Genomic DNA, 18,965 nt, shown 5'->3' on the forward strand with positions numbered 1-18,965 from the left:
TGATTTTACTCCGTATTTTTTACAAAGATCCATATGAGAACCACTACCAGATAGATAATCCATCACGACTGTTTCTTTCAACTCCCAAGAATAGGATAGGTTTTTCGAGGTTTCCTGTAGCCCTTCTGGTCCTAAAGACTGATACCTTGCTAACCATCGCCTAATGCTTGTATTAGCTACCTTTAATTGCTTTGACAGATCGTTCATGGAGTATTCATTCCGTAGGTACTTTTCAACTGCATCAATGCGTTCTTCATATGAAACCGTAAATTTGCTTCCCATAAAAAATATGCTCCTTCCTTGCAATAGACAGTTTTATTATTTCAACTGTCTATTACAAGGGGAGCATATCACTTCGGGTGAGGCGGCTTTTGCTTTATTAGCGCTGTTAACTATAGACAGCATAGAGGATCGGTACATACCCCTGGAGCTGCAACGTAATTTAGTAAAAACTCTGTTTAAAACGTCCCAGGGACGGCCGTAAAAAAGTAAGTTAAGCTATCCACCAATTAAAGCTGCATTACCTTTGGCAGAGCGATTTGTATTTTTTTATTATTCATCTTCGTCTTCATGTTTATCTAACTGTTTAAACGCTGGATGCATCAAGGTACTTCCCAAAGGACTAGGCTTTTGTTTTCGAGCTGCATTTTGAACCTGTATGATCAAATGAAAAGCTGCGCGAGAGAGGGTTGCTATCAGATATGAAGTGATAAAACCATTTAGGTGGGTCCATTTTATTAATTGTACGATGTCTAGTACAGAAAGTATTTGTACAACGATCACGGTAAGGAAGAATGTTCCTACAGTATTCCAGATTAAGAACTGTCGCCAATTAGGACTATATTGTTGTACAAGCATGTAGGTGAGCGGTACTAAAGTCCAGTCCCGAAGGAAAACACTCGTTATAAATGGTTCTAGTCGAACCTTATAATACCATAGTCCTGCTGTCGTTCCGTAAAGGTCAACAAGGCTCGTCATAACAGTGACTAGAGAACCGTAAAATAATAAATAAGCTAACCGCGTTTTATCCGTAAGATGATACCAAACAATATAAGCTATTATGATGATTGCGACAAGGCCCCAATACTTCGGGGTTGTTATGGCAGTTTGCCATTGGGCGAGTAACGTATCCCACATATCCGCCCTTATCTGGTAAAGCATATAGTTTGCATCCATATATTAACCTCCATATTACATATTAAGATTAGGTTACTCATATCTAATAAAAAAGATTCAACGAAAAGTTAGTTATGGAAAATATGATATATTATTAAGTGAGTTCCAAACAGGGTACAGGCCTAAGATATACTTGTAAAATCAGGTAAGCAAGTCTATTTATTTGACGATAGTTTAGCTTATAGTTACTATAGAATTGAATATAATGATGATAACAATATTACAACGTTTTGTGAGAATTTGTTAAAAAAAGAATAAGGTTGATATTACCTTATTCTGGATGATTTTATTATGTTCTCGGATATCTAACACACAAGAGGACTTATAATTAATAATTTTAGTGAAGGTTTTTTTGAAATGTATAATTGTGAACTAAGACCAACCATGAAGAAAAATGTGACAATATAGCGATAAGTAGAAACTGGTTATGGACGCCCTGAATCATCTTCTGATATATTGTTTACAAGATATCAGAAGATGGCATTTGTCACTATGCCTTGCTAGTTTATGATTTTAATTAGTTCTTTACTATTATCCTTGTTCTATTCAGTTGACTTTAAAGTGATAAATCGTATTCTTCAGAAACCCATAGCTGCACATAAGATAAAAATTTTTCGGTTGAAGAAGAAATTAGACTTTTATCCTTTATTGCAATTCCCAAGTCTCTGTATGCAGGAATTTCTAATTCTTTGCATATTATTTTTCGTGAAGTATTTTCTAATACTAATTTTGGTAAAACACTGATTCCTAATTCACTTTCAACCATAGCGATGATTGCATAATCATCTTTTTCTGTAAAATGAACAGTAGGCGTAATTTGATGAATTTCAAATATCTCTGAAATCTCATCATCAACGCCTTCATTTAATTTGATATAGGGATATTCAGATAATGCTGATATAGGAAAACACACTTCTTTAGCGAGTATATGTTTTTCCGGCAAGACAGCGACTAGAGGATCCCTTTTAAGGAATGTGGCTTTAAGCTGCTTGCATGTAGGTATCCTTATGAAAGAACAATCTACACGTCCCTGCATAATCCATTCTTCATTTTCTTCGTTTGTACCATGTAGCAATTCAAGCTGAATTTTTGGATTAGAGATGGTATTATTGAAGAATTAAAATCAAAGAAAATAAAGAATATCTATATTCATATCGATGTCGATGTCATGGATCCGTTGGAATTCCCTTATCAGCCGGTACCGGCTGAAGGAGGATTAAGAATTGATATTTTTTCAAATATATTGGGAGAACTGGCAAAGGAGTTTCATATTGTTGGAGTATGTCTTCTTGGATGCACTGCCTTAAGTAATCAAAGAATCAAGATTTTACACGAGATTATAAATTTAGGGACAAAGATTTATTGACAGTAAATTTTGTTCATTCAGTTTTATAGATTGCTTATGGGTAACCCGTGTGGATAGAAGGAAAACACAGAGGTAGTATGCCCTTGGTCAGAAGGTAAAGTAATGCGTGCTTGTAGCTTTGTATGTATTTATGGTGTGTGAAATTTTTCTAAAAAAACAATTGACAACGATTATCATTTTCATGTATCATTTAACTAATAACATATTTAACAGAGGGCCAGGAGCTCCGTCACTAACTAGTTTAGAGACGGAGTTTTTTTATTGAGTACTAATTTTGCTCAATTGCAGCAAGCAGCAGCAGTATGGCTTCAACTATTTGTTAAACTTACGGGAGGAACATATTATGAAAAAGAAAATGACATGCGCTGTTCTTTCGACAGCAATCGTGATAGGAATGGGCGGATCAGTGTCTCCAGCGTATGCAGAAACGACTATTGAACTGCAGGATCTGTATGTAAATCCGGATTATGTAGAGATTGAACGATTAAGAGATACTAAACAAATTATTGTAATTACAAAAGAAGATATTCAGAATAAAGGATATAAAGGAGTTTCTGATATTTTAAAGGATATTCCAAGTATCTCTGTAGGTGCAACGGGTATGGGCGATATTGATATTCGTGGGCAAGGATCGGATCAGTCAGTAAGAAACATCCAGGTTTTGTTGGATGGAGCCCCGATAACAACCTTTGTCAATCACCCGTTAAGTACAAATTATGATGTGGTTCCAGTTGAACAAATTGAAAAAATTGAAATCATTCCGGGCGGCGGTTCGGTTCTTTATGGCTCAGGAGCTTCCGGCGGGATTATCAATATTACAACAAACTTGCGTAGTATGAATAAGCCGAACAAGACAATTTCAACAGAATGGAATTCAGATGGCTATCGTGCTAATTTTAACTATGGAGAAAAAATCAATAATAAAATAACAACAGAAATCGGATATTTCAAGCAGGACAGAGATTTATATTTTAAAGATACATATAAAAAGAGTGAGTATTTTTCTGCTGGAGTTCAGTATGATGCTGGTCAAGGTCAACGATTAACGTTTCGCATGAGTCATTTAGAGGAAGAAGGTCAATATATTGCTAATATCCAGCCTGCGAAAGTGGCGAAGGCAGGAAGAGATTATGTGCCTGATTATGAAACATATACCGTTGGCTTGGATGCAGATGGACATAAAATAACAGAAACAAGAAGACCGTATCTATTTGCTGACAGGAGAATGGATTCATACAACATTGGGTATCAAAAGGAATTAAGCACTACATGGAAATTTAGCAGTGATCTTTTTTATAATACTGGCTATTTCATGAATAGCAAGTATGAAGATAAAAAAATGGATCATGAAACCAAAGGGGTAAAACTTAAATTTGACCACTCATATGGTAAAAAAAATAATATTTTGATCGGTCTGGATCTTTATGAACAAGACGCAGAAATTGGATATAACGATTATAAGCTTGTCAGCTCCGCACAGAAAACGTATAAGATCGTTCCTTTATCATTTAACTATAATAAAAAAACAAATGCAGTTTATCTATTGAATAATATGTCCAGAGGGAAATATACGTTCACTCAGGGGATACGGAGAGAAAAGATAGATTGGAGTTTTGATAAAGTCGGCAATAACATCAATGGTGCTGGAACATCCGAACGCTGGAATACTGCTAAAGAGCTTTCGCTGGCTTATCATTACAATGATACGGGAAGAATTTATGCACGGTATGAAAGAGGATATACTACTCCGGATGGAATACAGATTACGGACGAAATTAGAGTAAATGGAAGCAAACGATATGTTGGAACATCTGCGAAAGATGAAATCTTTGATCTCTATGAAATTGGTTTACGTGATAAGGTAGGTATATCAACTGTTAATTTAACTTTATTTAATTCGAATACGGATAATCAAATGAATCGTATATATCTGTTTGATAACAATGGGTCTCTGACGATGCAGACACTTAATATGTTGAAAACCAGACGGAAGGGTTTAGAACTTTCACTGCGCCAAAATTTTGGTAAGCTAACGTTACAGCAAGGCTATGCTTATTTGCATGGGGAAAGTGATTACACTAATTTTGGACGCAAATTCCTTGAAGAAAATAGCGGAAGTATTATTGATTGGACTAAAAGCGGACTTAAAAAAGTTCCCAAGCATAAAGGAATTTTGAAAGCAGACTATTCATTTAATGATAAGTTCACTGTAGGTATTAAATACACATATTTTGGAAAGTATAACAATTTCCTTGAAGATGCCGATAAAGCTGATGGAGGAGTTATGCAGCCCCATTCATTGGTTGATCTGGATATGAAATATAAGCTTAATAAAGAGATTGAATTGTACAGTGGTGTAACAAATCTTACAAACAGAAGACACTATGAATATGTAGGAGATTCTTTTGGAACGATTATTCCAGGATCTGAACGTACGTATTACTTTGGCATGAAATATGCTTTTTAATAGAGAAAAAGAGCAAGAAATAGAAATAGTGAGTCTGCTTTTTATAGACGGGAGCAAATTAGAAAAAACTTAATGCTGGAAAAACGCAGCAATGAAAGAAATTCTTACGGTAAGATTGTTCGTGAATAGATTTGGTAAATAAAGCAGGAATAATAAAAGTTTCAATTACTGCTGATTGTGAGTAGGTGATGTGTTTATGGTAGAGCGTGGATACTGGAATAAATATTTTTTAATTTCATTCGGGATACATGGTTTGGTTATTCTATTGATCTCCTGCTTTGGCTTTCAAACTTCTCCGGCTAAAATGAACAACACCGGTGAGTTCAGTGTACAGTTTGTCAATTTGAGTGAGGGAAACATGCAGGACAATGGCAGTCTTTCTGAAAATGCAGCAAGCTTTTCAACTTCAGTTGCAGGTGAGAGTGCTTTAGCGCAAAAGGATACTTCTGTATATGAACCAGAAAGAAAGAAACCATTTATCAAATCAAGTAAAGGAATGGAACCAGCTCAGCTGGAAGAAATAAATACAAACAGCAGCCAGATGACTGGAAATAGTACAAGATTATCAGAGGTAACAGGCCTAAATACCGGTGGGCAAGCAGGTGCAGCAAATCAATCCTTGGGACAAGGAGCGGGCAATGGGATTTTTAGCAACGGCAATTTTTTGTCAAATGGCGATGGCAGTTATACTGCGTTAAATGCAGAAGGAATATCCTATACGATTCTTCGAGATGCCGATGCTAGGTATCCCGAAGAGGCCCGTTCTATTGGTTATAATCGTGTGGTAAGTGTACAGGCTAAAATATTGGTAGGGTTGGATGGATCTGTGGAAAGTGTTGAAATCTTAAACTCTGTTCCCAACCTTGGATTTAAGGAATCCGCAACACAAGCCCTGCGGAAAATGCAATTTGCACCGATTTACTACCAAAGTCATAACGTGAAAATGTATTTTACTAAAAGAATATATTTTCAGCCTTAAAGTCCGGTTATTGACAATTATTATCATTTAGTATTATACTGTTATTATACAAGAACTAATGTAGTAATATATTAGTTCTAATGGAGAAAATGTTTTGTTTTTTATTTAAAAGAGAGCCAGGAGCTCCGTTGCGTAAATAAATACGCGCGGAGTTTTTTTTATAAATAAGGAGTGTGAGTTGTATGCTTGGCTATGATGGAACTGTACAGGATTTATGGAATGAAACGCCGGCGGCATTGCGCTCCGTTCGGTGTGCCTTTTGCCATAGCATGTTATTTCGCGGTGCAGTAGAAAAAATTGAAATTAAATGCTCTAAATGCGGTACCGTTCAAGTTGTGCAGCGGAATGGCGAATCTTTGATCAAGGAACGGGACTTGTCACGGAATGGACTTAGAAGAATCAGCGGCATGCAGAATCGTATGGTAACTGACAGCATGGGAAGGCTTGTAACAATCCCCAGTCAACCGCAGCGTGTTATTATTTTAAATTCATCTAACTTAGGGCTGTTTATTGAAACAGGTGGTGAGCCGGTTGGGAGAGGAACTTGTGAGATATTGCCGGCTGCGTTGCGGGATAAAATTCAAGATATTCCTACTGTAGGGTTGCCTTGCAAGCCTGATTTAGACCGTATTCTGGCGATAAAGCCGGATTTGGTTATCGGGATGGCTTTTCCGGCGCATCAGTCGCTGGCAGCTGTTCTGGAAAGGAAAGGTATTCCAACAATGCTGCAGACATTTGCTCGCTATGCAGATGTTTTGGAAGCTTTACATTTTTATGGAGAGCTAAATGGAAAATCAAACGTTGCTGCCCAAAAAATTGCTGCTATTGAACAACATCGACAGGCATTAATCGAACAAACTAGCGGGCAGCCTTCACCAAGGGTTCTCATTGTATGGGCGATTGCGGATGGATTATATGCAGCATTATCAACAAGTTTCATCGGTGATATGGTAAAACGGCTAGGGGGAGTAAATGTGGCTGATTTGCTAATACCTATGGATGAAAAAATAGCGTATGCACCATTGGATTACAAAGGAATTCTTGCAGTTCAGCCTGACGTTGTTTTAGTAATTGACCATCGTTTTGATGAAAAAGCGAATCAGGGTATTCAGCTGTTGCACGATTCACTGTGGCAGGGACTCCACGCTGTTCAGCAAAATTACGTGTACTCTCTTCCTTTTTCCCTGTTTGCAGTGAACCCAGGTGCGCAGGTTGAGGAAGCCATGAATATTTTGGCTGATTTTCTTTATAAAAGGTAGAACAGAATAATAAGTTTTCATTTGTGAACTTTGTGTTGGTTATATTGATAAGATGAAAGGAATGATCGTGTATGAAAAAATATATAGTTTTGTACTCATCCCGGACTGGAAATACAAAAAAGATAGCAGAAGCTATTTGCAGTGCCTTGCCTGCAGGTACTCCCTGCCAGTCGATTGGCGAAGCGTCGGCTGATTTGAATGGTTATGATTGTTTATTTATCGGATTCTGGGTTGACAGGGGGACAGCCGATCAACAGACGCAGCAGTTTCTGAAGCAATTAAGTCATCCTCATATTGCATTGTTTGCCACTTTAGGGGCTGATCCGTGTTCTCAACACGCCGCTGACAGCTTATGTAATGCGACGGCTCTTTGTCCTAGCGAAAATCCTCTGGTACATAGTTTTATCTGTCAGGGAAAAGTTGATCCGCAGCTGATTGAACAAATGAAAAGAATGTTTCCTCCCGGACATCCTCATGCGGTGGATGAAAAACGAGAAGCCACTCATGAGGAGGCGAAAAAGCACCCCAATGAAGCAGATGTGGCAGCTGCTAAAGCCTTTGCCGCGGAGACCATTAAGCGAGTGGAGAACATGTGATGATGAAACTACAAGACTTATTTCAAACACTATCGGCGGAAGATAAAGCCCTGCAGCTGGGATTTGAAAAGGCAGATCCTCTGACGGGAGCTTTTTCTCAAAAAAGGGTAGTGCATGCAGGTACGCAGGGTCGTCCAGTGTCACCCGGTCAAGCGCAAGTGTTGTGGTGTCAGGTTATGGAGCAGACGCCGGCAGAAAAAACGGAGCGAGCAGCTTATATTCATATTCCGTTTTGCCAGACCAAATGTTTGTATTGCAACTTTTTTCAAAATGCAGTCAATCAAACAGCAGAGGACTACTATATTGACTGTCTGATTCGAGAGTTAGAAAACGATGCCGATTTTCCTCAACTAAAGGATGGGCTGATCCATGCCGTCTTTATCGGCGGTGGAACTCCTACCTCATTGTCTCCGCATAATGCTCGCAGGTTGCTGAAGACAATTCATCGCTGTTTGCCGCTGGCTGGCGATTATGAATTGACTCTGGAAGGCAGAAGCAGCGATCTAATACCGGAAAAAATGGATGTTTGGATGGAGAACGGTGTCAATCGTGTATCGATTGGCGTGCAATCATTTCATACGAAAATTCGCCGTCAATTAGGACGGGTAGATGATCAGGAAACTTTACTGAAGCGGTTGGCTGGGTTGAAAGCGTATCACCAATGTTCTGTTATTGTTGACCTTATCTATGGCTTGCCTAATCAGGATATGAAGGCATGGGAGGAAGATTTGCAGATTTTAACAGATTCTGTGGTTGACGGTATGGATTTATACCAGCTCAATGTATTTTACGACAGTGAGCTGGAAAAACAGATATTGGCAGGAAAAATGTCTCCTGCGGCCAGTACTTCTCAGCAGGCCCAAATGTATGCCTATGCTCAGGAATTTGTAGAAAAACGTGGTTTTTCACGTCTTAGTATTTGTCATTGGCGGCGAAGCAATAGGGAACGGAGCCTTTATAATACGTTGGCGAAGAGGGGGAGCACCATGTTCTCCTTTGGCTGCGGTGCAGGCGGCAATGTAGGTGGTTATTCGACTATGCTTCACCGAAGTCTAAAGCCGTACCAAAGTATGGTTATGGAAGGAATAAAGCCATTCATGGCTATGATGGAACAGACACCGGTGCAGTCTATTATCAATAGCATATTGGAACAATTGGAACGCGGTTTTTTAGATTTGCAACGATTGATTAAAGCGAATGATCGGCTGGCTGAATTAAAATGGCTCTATGATCTTTGGGAACAAAGAGGGCTTGTGCATTATGACGGTGTCTATTCCTTGACTGTTGCTGGTCAGTTCTGGCAGGTTAACATTGCCCAAACTACCGTGGAATGTGTAGAGTTTATTTTGCTGCAAACACACAACATTGCAGTGCAGGGAATCGCTGCACAGAATGGAAAGGCGCAGCTTCCGGGAGGTAAAGTTATGCCTCCGGGGCATCCGGCAATTTCTCTGTCTGATAGAGGAAAATAGATCCTGATCAACGATTATGAGGTGCTAGATTAATGTATCCTGGTAAAATCATTAAAAAATATATTTTGATGGCAGTGGGCTGTCTTTCATTATTCCTTGGCATTCTAGGTATATTTCTTCCCCTGCTGCCAACTGTGCCTTTTCTTTTACTCACTGCGTATTGCTTTGCTCGCAGTTCTAGGCGACTGTATAATTGGCTGATTCACCATAAAACATTTGGCAGCTATATTTATGATTACCAAACTTACCGGGCCATTAAGCGAAAAACGAAGATTATGGCGATATGTTTTTTGTGGGGATCGCTGGGGCTTTCAATGAGTTTATTGTCTGACGTGTATATCTGCCTTTTATTAACTCTTTTAGGGATGGGTGTGACATTCTATATTCTCTCATTGCAGACTTTAAAATAATAAGTATAAAAGGGACTGTCTCAAATGCAAAAGCATGGGAGGCAGTCCTATTGTTACATAGATGCTATATCAAAAGTAATTAGTAGTAAAATTTGTAGTAGTTAGAGGTAGAGGAAAGAAATGACTATTTTAGAAGGGATAAGTAGAATATATTATATGTTGTTGAACGGAACGAAGAGTGGCAGTGATTAGTAGAAACAAGGTCTTAAAGATATATTGTAGTAATAAGAATCCAATATAGAGTCATAGTTTTCGTAGAATAATATTCAGTTGAGGTGAAGAGATGATTAACGAAATAACCAGTGAATTAACACGGATTGAATCAGAAAACGGAGTTAAGATTTTATATGCTGTTGAATCTGGCAGCCGGGGTTGGGGCTTTGCTTCAAAGGATAGCGACTATGATGTGCGGTTTATATATATTCGTCCGTTGGCAGACTATCTTAGTATTGAGGACCACAAGGATTTTATAGAGGTACCCATCAATAGCCTTTTAGATATTAATGGTTGGGATATTCGAAAAGCTTTGAGATTATATCGAAAATCCAATCCACCACTTATGGAATGGCTGAGTTCACCTATTGTATATAGAGATGAACATTCCTTGGCTGAGAAGCTTAGAACATTGAGCGTGGAATATTTTTTGCCAGTGCCTTCGCTGCATCATTATTTAAACTTGGCAAAAAAGACATTTCAGGAAATGCTTATAACAAAGCAGGTTAGAATTAAGAAGTATTTTTATGTGTTAAGACCCCTTATGGCCTGCAGATGGATTGATACATACCAAACGATGGCACCTATGGATTTTCATAAGTTAATGGCTGGTCTAAGGATTGAAGAGGATATTCGGGCGGGAATAGACAGTCTGATGGAGCGCAAGCTTATCAGCATAGAATCCGATATTGAGCCAATCAATCAGCAGTTATATCAGTATTTTAGCGAAACCATTGCTTATTATGAGGATAAAATTCGTCTTTTACCCAGAAAAGATCATCCAGAAAAAGCAGCATTAGATGCATTATTTTGCAAGATAGTAAAGGAGGCCTGGGCTGGAGAAAGTACATCTAGCTAAAGACGTTATGGATATTCAAAAGATCAAAGAGAAAATAAATAGCACAGAATATGATTTCCTACGGAAAAACAGGAATCTTGGTGATAGAATGATTCTACTGACCACAGGAGGTTCATATGCCTATGGCACTCATGTGGAAACCAGCGATACTGATATTCGAGGGATTGCTGCAGAACGAAAAGAAGAACTGTTAGGGCTGTCAAACTTTGAGCAGTTTGAAGACCGTATTACAGATACGGTAATTTATGGTCTCCGCAAGACCGTAAACCTTGCCCTGGCTGGAAATCCTAATATTTTAGAGATGCTGGGCACTCGCGAAGATCACCTGTTGATTTTAACCGACGAAGGCAAATGTTTACGGGATCATGCAGATCTATTTCTATCAAAGAGAGTAATTCAGAGCTTTGGGAATTATGCCACTGCTCAGCTAAGACGGCTCCAAAATGCACTGGCCCGGGACAGTTATCCCCAAGCAGTAAAGGAACAGCATATGTTAAATAGTATACAGGGACAGATGCATCATTTTAAGCAAAAATACCATCAATTTATGAATGAAGAAATTAACCTGTATATCGACAAGTCTAACAAAGAGGATTATGAAGCAGAGATTTTTATGGATATCAACTTGAAACATTATCCTTTGAGAGATTTTAAATCGATTTACTCAGAGATGAGCAATGTAGTTAAGGATTATTCCCAATTGAATCACCGCAATAAAAAGAAAGATGCATTGAAATTGAATAAACATGCGATGCATCTGATTCGGCTTCTGATTACAGGTTCAGAGATACTTCAGGGTAAGGGGATACATACCTATAGAGCTGCTGAGAGGGATTATCTTTTAGAGATTAGAAGTGGGAAATTTACCTATGAAGAGATTTTTGCAGCCGTTGATAAATTAGAAGCTGAATTCAAATATGCGGCGCAAAATACGGTTCTACCAGATGAACCTAACCATAAGGCAGCAGAGGAGCTTCTCATCTGTATTTATGAAAAAATGCTTTGACGATTTAAGCAGGGAAATAAATATCCTATCTAATAAGGAAACCTCCTGTACCATTTCGCATTGAAATTACAGGAGGTTTATATGGATATGATTGTTTATGTAGTTCATGAATTCTTAATGGCAAGGAGTGAATTCAATTGTTCAAGCAGACTGCTATTGCCAGTTAAAGAAATATGACCAATTTTATCGCAGATCTTTTCTAAGAATTCGAGTTCCTTAAGACGGAAGAGGGTTTGATTTTCTTCCATTAGCTTGGCGGTATTTAACAGACTCCTGGTTGATGCCGTTTCTTCCCGGCGTGTAATCACGTTAGCAAGGGCTTTTTTTTCAGCAATAAGGACTGTATTTAAAATATCCTTAATTTCACCAGGAAGGATAATATCTTTCACACCAGCAAACAGAAATTCTACACCGTAATTCGGTCCTTTTTCTTGAAGGGCTTTTAATACATAGGCAGCAATCTCCTGTTTCATCTTTAAAAGGTCGTCAAGCTTACGTGTTCCCACATATTCGCGCAGAATAAGCTGCAGCAGGATGTATAGTTGTTGCTCGTAATCTTTCACTTCTACTACTACTTTTAAGGCATCGGTTATTTTATATTGACAGACGAAATTAAACCGTATTGGTATTTTGTCTTCTGTCATAATTTCCTGGCCGTTAATTTCGATCTCGCGTTTGCGCATATCCACCTTAGTAATATCGATCTTGCTGAAACCAAGCCAGAAATAATGTCTGCCTGGCTCAAGAGTACGCTGCAGAATGTTATTGAAAAATAGTATGCCTTTCATATGTGGCTCAATATCATATACCCCGCAGTAAGGTTTAAGTTGTGGTATAGCAAGCAGATCCTTGTCTATATGATCATGGATTTCTGGATCGCTTATCGTAACAACTGTAAAAGTATGCTTTTCTAAAGGTGTCCAAAAGGCATACTTTCCAGTGTTAAGAACCACTTGAAATTTATCATTGACATAATGGAAGGCAATTTCCTTGTCTGCTACATCGATAATAGCAAGCTCGCTGCATAGATCAGCGTCTTGCAAGAACATATCTAAATGATAACCAGCAATGTAAAATGGTTTGGTTATATCTAGAATCTCTACTTTAGTTTGAGAAAAGGGTATTATAAAATGTTTCCCAGGTTTTAAATTGCCTCTATAGTTACCATCTTTAAAGAGTATGCCGCGTTCATGGTCTCTAATTGTTATTCGCATAATGTATCCTCCTCCGAATAAAAAATATGAAAAATTTATGAATATTCATTGTTATACCTTTCTCTTAGGAATCCCACAGACTTTTTAGCGGAACTTTGATTCAGCATCAAGATTTACTGTACTGAAGACTGCAAAGGGTATAGGCATATGCCTGATCTCTTGACGGTCTTGAGTGCAGTTGACTTATGCGGTATCCTCAAAATCACAGAGCCAAAGCCTGCTGCGTGTTTGGCGGTTAGCCGCGAAATACGCAGGGAATTCCTTTGATTCAGGTGTTTAAAAAGGAAAGACTTGAAAGGTCTTTTTCATGTGGGGAGTCGAACCCCATTCCCAAAGGGAATTTACCAATGAAGACTCTACCTCTGAGTTAACCGTAGCAGCTACGGTGGAGGAATCGAACCTCCGACACTTCAGTTCAGACCGTTCCTTTGGTATACCCTGCAGCAGAGCTGTGGGCACCGCCAGGCTTTTGAAACCTTAGCATGAAAAGTAAACGGTAAAATATATCGTAAAATATACTTCCAATAGTAAGGGCTTCAACCTTTAACTACACCGATCGTACGAAGTTTTTTTACCGGTGTGATAAGATCAAGCTCATTTGCAATAACAGTATCAATATCTTTATAGGAATAGCGTGATTCTTCTGCGATATCAGTTTTACTGTTCTTACCGAGAACAACACCACCGCTTTTTAAATCTGTTATTACTTCTTCAACAGAGAAGCTTTCTCTGGCTTTGGTTCTTGACATACGGCGTCCTGCACCATGGGAGCATGAAGTAAAACTTTCCGCATTACCTTTGCCTTCGACAAGATAACTATAGGAGCCCATGGCACCAGGTATAATGCCAGTATCGCCTTCACGTGCCCTAATGGCACCTTTTCTGTGAACCCAGACATTTTTGTCGTAGTGATTTTCAATAGCGGCGTAATTATGATGGCAGTTAATATAACTGGAATACTCTGGTTGTACACCTCCGGAACGGATGACCCATCCGTCTATCATTCTTGTTATATCACTCATCATTCGGTCCCTGTTTTCCCGAGCAAATGATAATGCTAAATTCATCCAATCAATATAGGATTGGCCTTCAACACTATTCACAGGTAAAAAGGCAAGTTGGTAGTTGTCTGGTACAAGAGAGAACCATTGTTGGTTATGTTCTCTTGCCACAGAGTGGAAAAATTTACAGATTTGGTGTCCCAGATGTCTGCTGCCAGAGTGTAGCATAATAGCTACCATACCATCTGCATCCTCCTGCAGTTCAATGAAATGATTGCCGCCACCTAAGGTACCTATTTGGTAGTAGCTCTTTTCTATTTCGGGAATCAATTCTTTTGCAAAAGAGTATGTATCTATATTGGATAGTGCTGTATCTATTGTGGATGAGGTTTGCTGCTTCTTATGAGATCTGAATCCTAAAGGAATATTTCGTAAAATGTCGCCAACGATGCCTTGCAGCAATGAACCGTTAGGTGTAGTTGTATTTTTGAGAAATGCTGCTTCAATATTGGTTTGCATATAAGCCATCCCGCATCCGATATCCACGCCGACAGCGTTGGGAATGACTACGCCATCTGTGGCAATCACACCGCCGATCGGCATCCCTTTGCCAGTATGTGTATCTGGCATTAGGGCAACCCATTTATGTATAAAAGGAAGATTGGATAGATTAGTAGCTTGCTCTAAGCATCCTTCTTCTAGAATATCCTTATCACTTAGCCAGACCTTTATTGGGTGGCTGTTTTTTTGTTTGTCATAAATTGTATACATGAAATCATCTCCTTGGCTATAATTTACCATAGGATTGATCAGGCATCATTAAAAAAAGTTTGCGAACTTCAAGGAGTCGTTGACAATTATTGCTAGGATGATATGATTAAAACAACCAAAATGTAAGGGTGATAGACATGGCCGGATTTACGGAATTAATAAAGAACTTCGATAAAATAAGAGACTATACTAGAGATTTTTTTGTGTACGGTTATAAGTGTAGAAATGATTACACCAGAAAGAGCGGTAGAAGCTACGATAATGAAAGACGAAGAATAGAGAGCTATCTTTCTGGATACATCAAATGGGAAACTAATTCCCGGGGGAAAAATATATTTATCAGCACGGATACGTCGGATCTTTCTAGTAATCCTCTCTTTTCCATGTGGGAGGCAAAATCTTTTACTAAGAATGATTGCCTGTTGCATTTTTGCCTGCCTGATATACTAAGGGAAAATCCTGGTTTAACAGCAAAAGATGTGGCAGGTATTTTGAGTGAGCAATACCTGTTTTGTTTTAATGATTATGATATGTTGGATGTCATGACAGTTCGTAATAAGCTCAATGAATATACAGTTGCTGGTTTATTCAGCACAGAAAAAAAAGGTAAAACTTTGCACTATTCCATAAATCAAAGCCTATTCGATCAAGCCGATCCTTCTGTAATAAACAACCTTCTATCTGCTTTGCAGCTTTTTGAGAATGTTGTTCCCGCTGGGGTTTTGGGCTACTTTATTCGACGGGATAGAGGCAAAAGAGAAGATATATTTTCCTTTCGTCATATCTTCATGTCACACACACTGGATGATGAGGTATTGATTACGATTGCTAATGCAATGGATTGTAAAAAAAGCATACGCTTTGCAAACTACAGTTCTCGGTCTAAGACCCATTCAGTGGAAACTGTACTTCCGCTAAAAATTGCTACCAATGTAAGGCATGGACGAAGATTTTTGCTAGCTTATAATCTTAGGATGCGCAGGCCGTTTTCCTATCGCTTGGACTATATTAAAAACCTTGAAATTTTAGAGGTAAGTGATATCTATGAAGCAAAATTGGCAGAACTTGAAAACCGATTGCCTTTTTCATGGGGAGTAGCCCTTGGCAAAAAAACGCAGATGGAGAAAGTTGAAGTAATTCTTCATATTGATGAGATAAGGGAAGGATATGTTCTTATAAGACTGAAAAGAGAAGGAAAAAATGGCACAGTTGAAAAAATAGGATATCATACCTTTGCTTACCGGAATGAAGTGTTTGACACTATGGAAATGGTTCCTTGGCTTCGAACCTTTATTGGGCGAATTATATCTGTCAAAGGATCGAATAAACCAGTCATTCAGCGGTTTATTGATGATATTGACCGCATGGCAAACTTGTACGACGAAGAGCAGTGAGAGTGGTGGAGTAGATAACAAATTGTATGGTATATGCGATTAGGCGAAAGGGAGAGGTTTTTATTTTGGAGATTTTTAATGAAATACATAGTCGATATTTTTATATTATAAGTGAAATTCTAAAAGCTGCTTCCTTAAGTAGCCTACATAGTAAGGATATTGCTAGGATAGTTGCTAAGTTAGGTTTTGCCGAAACCGCAGTGACCCTGCCCGAAAAATTAGTAAATGCGAATGGGGAAGGCTATTTTGTACTGAAAGAAGAGTCTTCCAGATATACGCCAGTCTTAAAAGGCGATCCACCCCTTTTATTAACGGAGTATCAAAAACGGTGGATTCGAACAATTGTAAAGGATAAACGCTTTTCCCTATTTATAGATGAAAGTCAATATCAGCTTTATGAAGAACTGCTTTCCGGCGTTGAACCTTTGTATGATAGTCAGCACTTTATAACGGTTGACATGGCCAATGATGGTGATGACTACGAAAGCAAGGAATACAGAGGGATTTTTAAATCAATAATGCAGGGTATACAAGATAACAAAATTATTCTCATTACATATGAAAGTGGTAAAGGTAACCGCCTTTCCGCATACTTTGCTCCTTATAAGCTAGAGTATTCTATTAAGGATGACAAATTTAGACTATGCGGGATACGAGTTAGGCAAGGTAGAATGAGAAGCCTCTATAAACTAAACCTTTCCCGAATCAGTTCGGTGGAAGTCATGGAATATAATAGACCAGAAAATCTTGCTAGCTATATTAAAAGCCTTCGTATGCCACTACCAGTAGAAATAGAGATTACAAATGAGCGTAACGGTTTTGAACGAATCTTTACCCAGTTATCCAACTTTGAGCGTGTTTCAGAATACGATGAAAATACTAAAAGATGTCTAATGAAAATTTATTATTATGAGGTCGATGAGATGGAACTACTCATAACCCTTCTTTCTTTTGGACCGGTTGTCAAAGTGATTGGTCCCGACCACTTCAAGGAGCAATTAATCGGGCGCATAGCAAGACAGAAACAATTGCTTACAATGCTAGATGAAAGATATGTAGAAGGTAATTCATGAGATAATTAACCAGGAAAGGTATGGATACATATGCTAGAAAAAGAGTTTGTAAGAAAAATCAATAGGATTCATGGTGCGGCATATGTTGTTGGTGGATGGGTTAGAGATTGGATTAGAGGAGTTATCCCTAAAGATAAAGATTATGTGATTACTGGTGTGCTTGAAGAGGATTTTAATGAATTGTTTCCACAAACAATTAAAATAGGCAAGTCCTTCCCTGTATATTTGCTAGAAATCAATGGCGAGTCTTGTGAAATTGCATTTGCCAGGCAGGAACGTAAAACGGGTGTAGGTTATAAGGGGTTTGAGGTTTCCTTTGATAAAAGTATCCGTATTACGGATGATCTATATCGTAGAGATACAACGATGAATAGTATTGCCTTTGATTTACAAACGCTTGAACTGATAGATCCATTTCAAGGTAAGCAGCACATTGCTGAACGAAAGATATTCCCCACTTCACATCATTTCAAAGATGATCCAATTCGGGCGCTGCGAGCAGCGAGACAATCAGCACAGTTTGATTTTTCCATTGATGAATCAACAATTGCGTTGATGAAGGAATGCCGGGAAGAATTAACGAGCGAGCCTAAAGAACGATTATTTAATGAACTGGACAAGGCTTTACAATCGAATAAGCCATCGCTATTTTTCTTAGCATTACAACAGGCTAATTTGTTGGATATCACGTATCCTCCAATTCATGCATTAATTGGACAGACACAACCCGTCCAGTATCACCCAGAGGGAGATGCCTTTAACCATACCATGGATGTTGTAGATCGGGTCTCGGAGCTCAACCCCAGAATTGAGGTGCGATTTGCAGCATTAGTACATGATCTTGGCAAGGGACTGACGCCAAAGGAGAAATTGCCAACGCATCATCTGCATGATGTGCTGGGGCTTGATGCCCTAAAGGCGTTCGATAAGCATATTGGATTACCTAATAAGTGGATAGCATGTGCAGAGTTTGTCATCCAGCACCATATGCGTGTCAATAAATTAAAACAAAAAGGTAAAATCGTTGATTTTATCCTTGCGTTACATAAAAATCCAATTGGTGATAAAGGATTTAGTGATGTTTTGCTCGTTGACAATGGAAGTCTGCCAGATTGCTTGCTGAATTTCGAGAAATATATTACTGCAATTAAGACGGTAAAGGGCAATGATGCACCGAGTGAGTTGCAAGGGAAAGAGATAGGGGATTGGATTAGGCAGCAACAGATTAAAGCATATGGTCAGCAAAAATGGCTTTCTAAGATTAATGATAGATAAAGGTTTTTAATGAAGTATATTTCTAAGAAGCATCAAGAATAGGGGTGAATCAATAGTCTTAAGTATGAGAAAGTAATAAATGAATGGGACCCAATTAACTTATAGCAAAGAAAATAGTTGATAATTTATAATCCCAAAGATGTGGGAGGATTTATGGCTTGGATATTTATATTATAAGGAAGATTGCGATTTCACAAGGTATCAATTAAAATACAAGTTACTTATTATGGCGTAACGACAAAATGTGAGGAATTAATATCGACCTCATGCGAAGGGGGGACTAAGGATGAAGAATTACTGGTCATCATTCTGAAAAATTTGATCAGTGCTGCCTTCCAGCCGCTTTCCTTGAAGGTTTTTTAAAATAAAAAATAAGGATAGTATCCTTGGAAGTGTTTTGTTGGCTACTCATAAAATACTAGTGAATATTTCAA

Annotated in this window: 17 protein-coding genes; 12 read left to right on the plus strand and 5 right to left on the minus strand. The window is 38.4% G+C overall.

What is annotated here, in order from left to right; translation table 11 throughout:
• The 3 genes from BMZ99_RS07930 to BMZ99_RS07940 form a co-directional block, all read right to left on the minus strand.
• Positions 1-282 (minus strand): helix-turn-helix domain-containing protein (locus BMZ99_RS07930; protein ID WP_139214744.1); only part of this gene is annotated, 282 nt, incomplete at its 3' end.
• A 270-nt stretch (positions 283-552) separates the two neighbouring features.
• Positions 553-1,161, minus strand: coding sequence for a CBO0543 family protein (locus BMZ99_RS07935; protein WP_139214745.1), 609 nt, complete (start codon positions 1,159-1,161; stop codon positions 553-555).
• A gap of 571 nt (positions 1,162-1,732) precedes the next feature.
• Positions 1,733-2,278, minus strand: a complete 546-nt coding sequence (locus BMZ99_RS07940) for a LysR family transcriptional regulator substrate-binding protein (protein WP_090935013.1) — start codon at positions 2,276-2,278, stop codon at positions 1,733-1,735.
• A 6-nt stretch (positions 2,279-2,284) separates the two neighbouring features.
• Here BMZ99_RS07940 and BMZ99_RS27550 point away from each other — a divergent pair, with 6 nt between their 5' ends.
• The 9 genes from BMZ99_RS27550 to BMZ99_RS07985 all read left to right on the plus strand — a co-directional run bounded on the left by BMZ99_RS27550 (position 2,285) and on the right by BMZ99_RS07985 (position 11,803).
• Positions 2,285-2,542, plus strand: coding sequence for an arginase family protein (locus tag BMZ99_RS27550; RefSeq protein WP_407670186.1), 258 nt, complete (start codon positions 2,285-2,287; stop codon positions 2,540-2,542).
• A 343-nt stretch (positions 2,543-2,885) separates the two neighbouring features.
• Positions 2,886-5,009, plus strand: a complete 2,124-nt coding sequence (locus BMZ99_RS07950) for a TonB-dependent receptor (protein ID WP_217645061.1) — start codon at positions 2,886-2,888, stop codon at positions 5,007-5,009.
• Positions 5,010-5,205: 196 nt separating this feature from the next.
• The gene (locus BMZ99_RS07955; protein WP_090935020.1) at positions 5,206-5,988 is read left to right on the plus strand and encodes an energy transducer TonB; all 783 of its coding nucleotides are present in this window, start codon (positions 5,206-5,208) and stop codon (positions 5,986-5,988) included.
• A gap of 182 nt (positions 5,989-6,170) precedes the next feature.
• Positions 6,171-7,247 carry an ABC transporter substrate-binding protein gene (locus BMZ99_RS07960; protein WP_090935023.1) on the plus strand — a complete coding sequence of 359 codons (1,077 nt, stop codon included), beginning with the start codon at positions 6,171-6,173 and terminating at the stop codon, positions 7,245-7,247.
• A 71-nt stretch (positions 7,248-7,318) separates the two neighbouring features.
• Complete coding sequence (locus BMZ99_RS07965; protein WP_090935026.1) at positions 7,319-7,843, plus strand: flavodoxin family protein; 525 nt, start codon at positions 7,319-7,321, stop codon at positions 7,841-7,843.
• Entirely contained in the window at positions 7,843-9,315 is a 1,473-nt protein-coding gene (gene hutW / locus BMZ99_RS07970) for a heme anaerobic degradation radical SAM methyltransferase ChuW/HutW (protein WP_217645062.1), read from the plus strand. The genes BMZ99_RS07965 and hutW overlap by 1 nt, the downstream gene beginning before the upstream one ends.
• 32 nt (positions 9,316-9,347) lie before the next feature.
• Positions 9,348-9,725 carry a YbaN family protein gene (locus BMZ99_RS07975; protein WP_090935029.1) on the plus strand — a complete coding sequence of 126 codons (378 nt, stop codon included), beginning with the start codon at positions 9,348-9,350 and terminating at the stop codon, positions 9,723-9,725.
• A gap of 283 nt (positions 9,726-10,008) precedes the next feature.
• Complete coding sequence (locus BMZ99_RS07980) at positions 10,009-10,797, plus strand: nucleotidyltransferase domain-containing protein (protein WP_090935032.1); 789 nt, start codon at positions 10,009-10,011, stop codon at positions 10,795-10,797.
• A gap of 7 nt (positions 10,798-10,804) precedes the next feature.
• A complete protein-coding gene (locus tag BMZ99_RS07985; protein ID WP_090935035.1) occupies positions 10,805-11,803 on the plus strand; it encodes a nucleotidyltransferase domain-containing protein in 999 nt (332 codons plus the stop codon).
• A gap of 104 nt (positions 11,804-11,907) precedes the next feature.
• On the opposite strand, the gene BMZ99_RS07990 is transcribed toward BMZ99_RS07985, so the two are convergent.
• Positions 11,908-13,017 (minus strand): slipin family protein, encoded by a 1,110-nt coding sequence (locus BMZ99_RS07990; RefSeq protein WP_090935038.1) that lies wholly within the window; start codon positions 13,015-13,017, stop codon positions 11,908-11,910.
• Between the two features lie 536 nt (positions 13,018-13,553).
• Entirely contained in the window at positions 13,554-14,789 is a 1,236-nt protein-coding gene (locus BMZ99_RS07995; RefSeq protein WP_090935040.1) for an RtcB family protein, read from the minus strand.
• A gap of 137 nt (positions 14,790-14,926) precedes the next feature.
• Between BMZ99_RS07995 and BMZ99_RS08000 the strand changes: the two genes are divergently transcribed.
• The 3 genes from BMZ99_RS08000 (at position 14,927) to BMZ99_RS08010 (ending at position 18,531) form a co-directional block, all read left to right on the plus strand.
• On the plus strand, positions 14,927-16,183 hold the full coding sequence (locus BMZ99_RS08000) for a helix-turn-helix transcriptional regulator (protein ID WP_090935043.1): 1,257 nt from the start codon (positions 14,927-14,929) through the stop codon (positions 16,181-16,183).
• A 65-nt stretch (positions 16,184-16,248) separates the two neighbouring features.
• The gene (locus tag BMZ99_RS08005) at positions 16,249-17,256 is read left to right on the plus strand and encodes a WYL domain-containing protein (RefSeq protein WP_175490498.1); all 1,008 of its coding nucleotides are present in this window, start codon (positions 16,249-16,251) and stop codon (positions 17,254-17,256) included.
• A gap of 30 nt (positions 17,257-17,286) precedes the next feature.
• The gene (locus tag BMZ99_RS08010) at positions 17,287-18,531 is read left to right on the plus strand and encodes an HD domain-containing protein (RefSeq protein ID WP_090935049.1); all 1,245 of its coding nucleotides are present in this window, start codon (positions 17,287-17,289) and stop codon (positions 18,529-18,531) included.
• Positions 18,532-18,965 lie beyond the last annotated feature (434 nt).

The sequence above is a fragment of the Pelosinus propionicus DSM 13327 genome (assembly GCF_900114615.1).
Taxonomy (GTDB): Bacteria; Bacillota; Negativicutes; order DSM-13327; family DSM-13327; genus Pelosinus; species Pelosinus propionicus.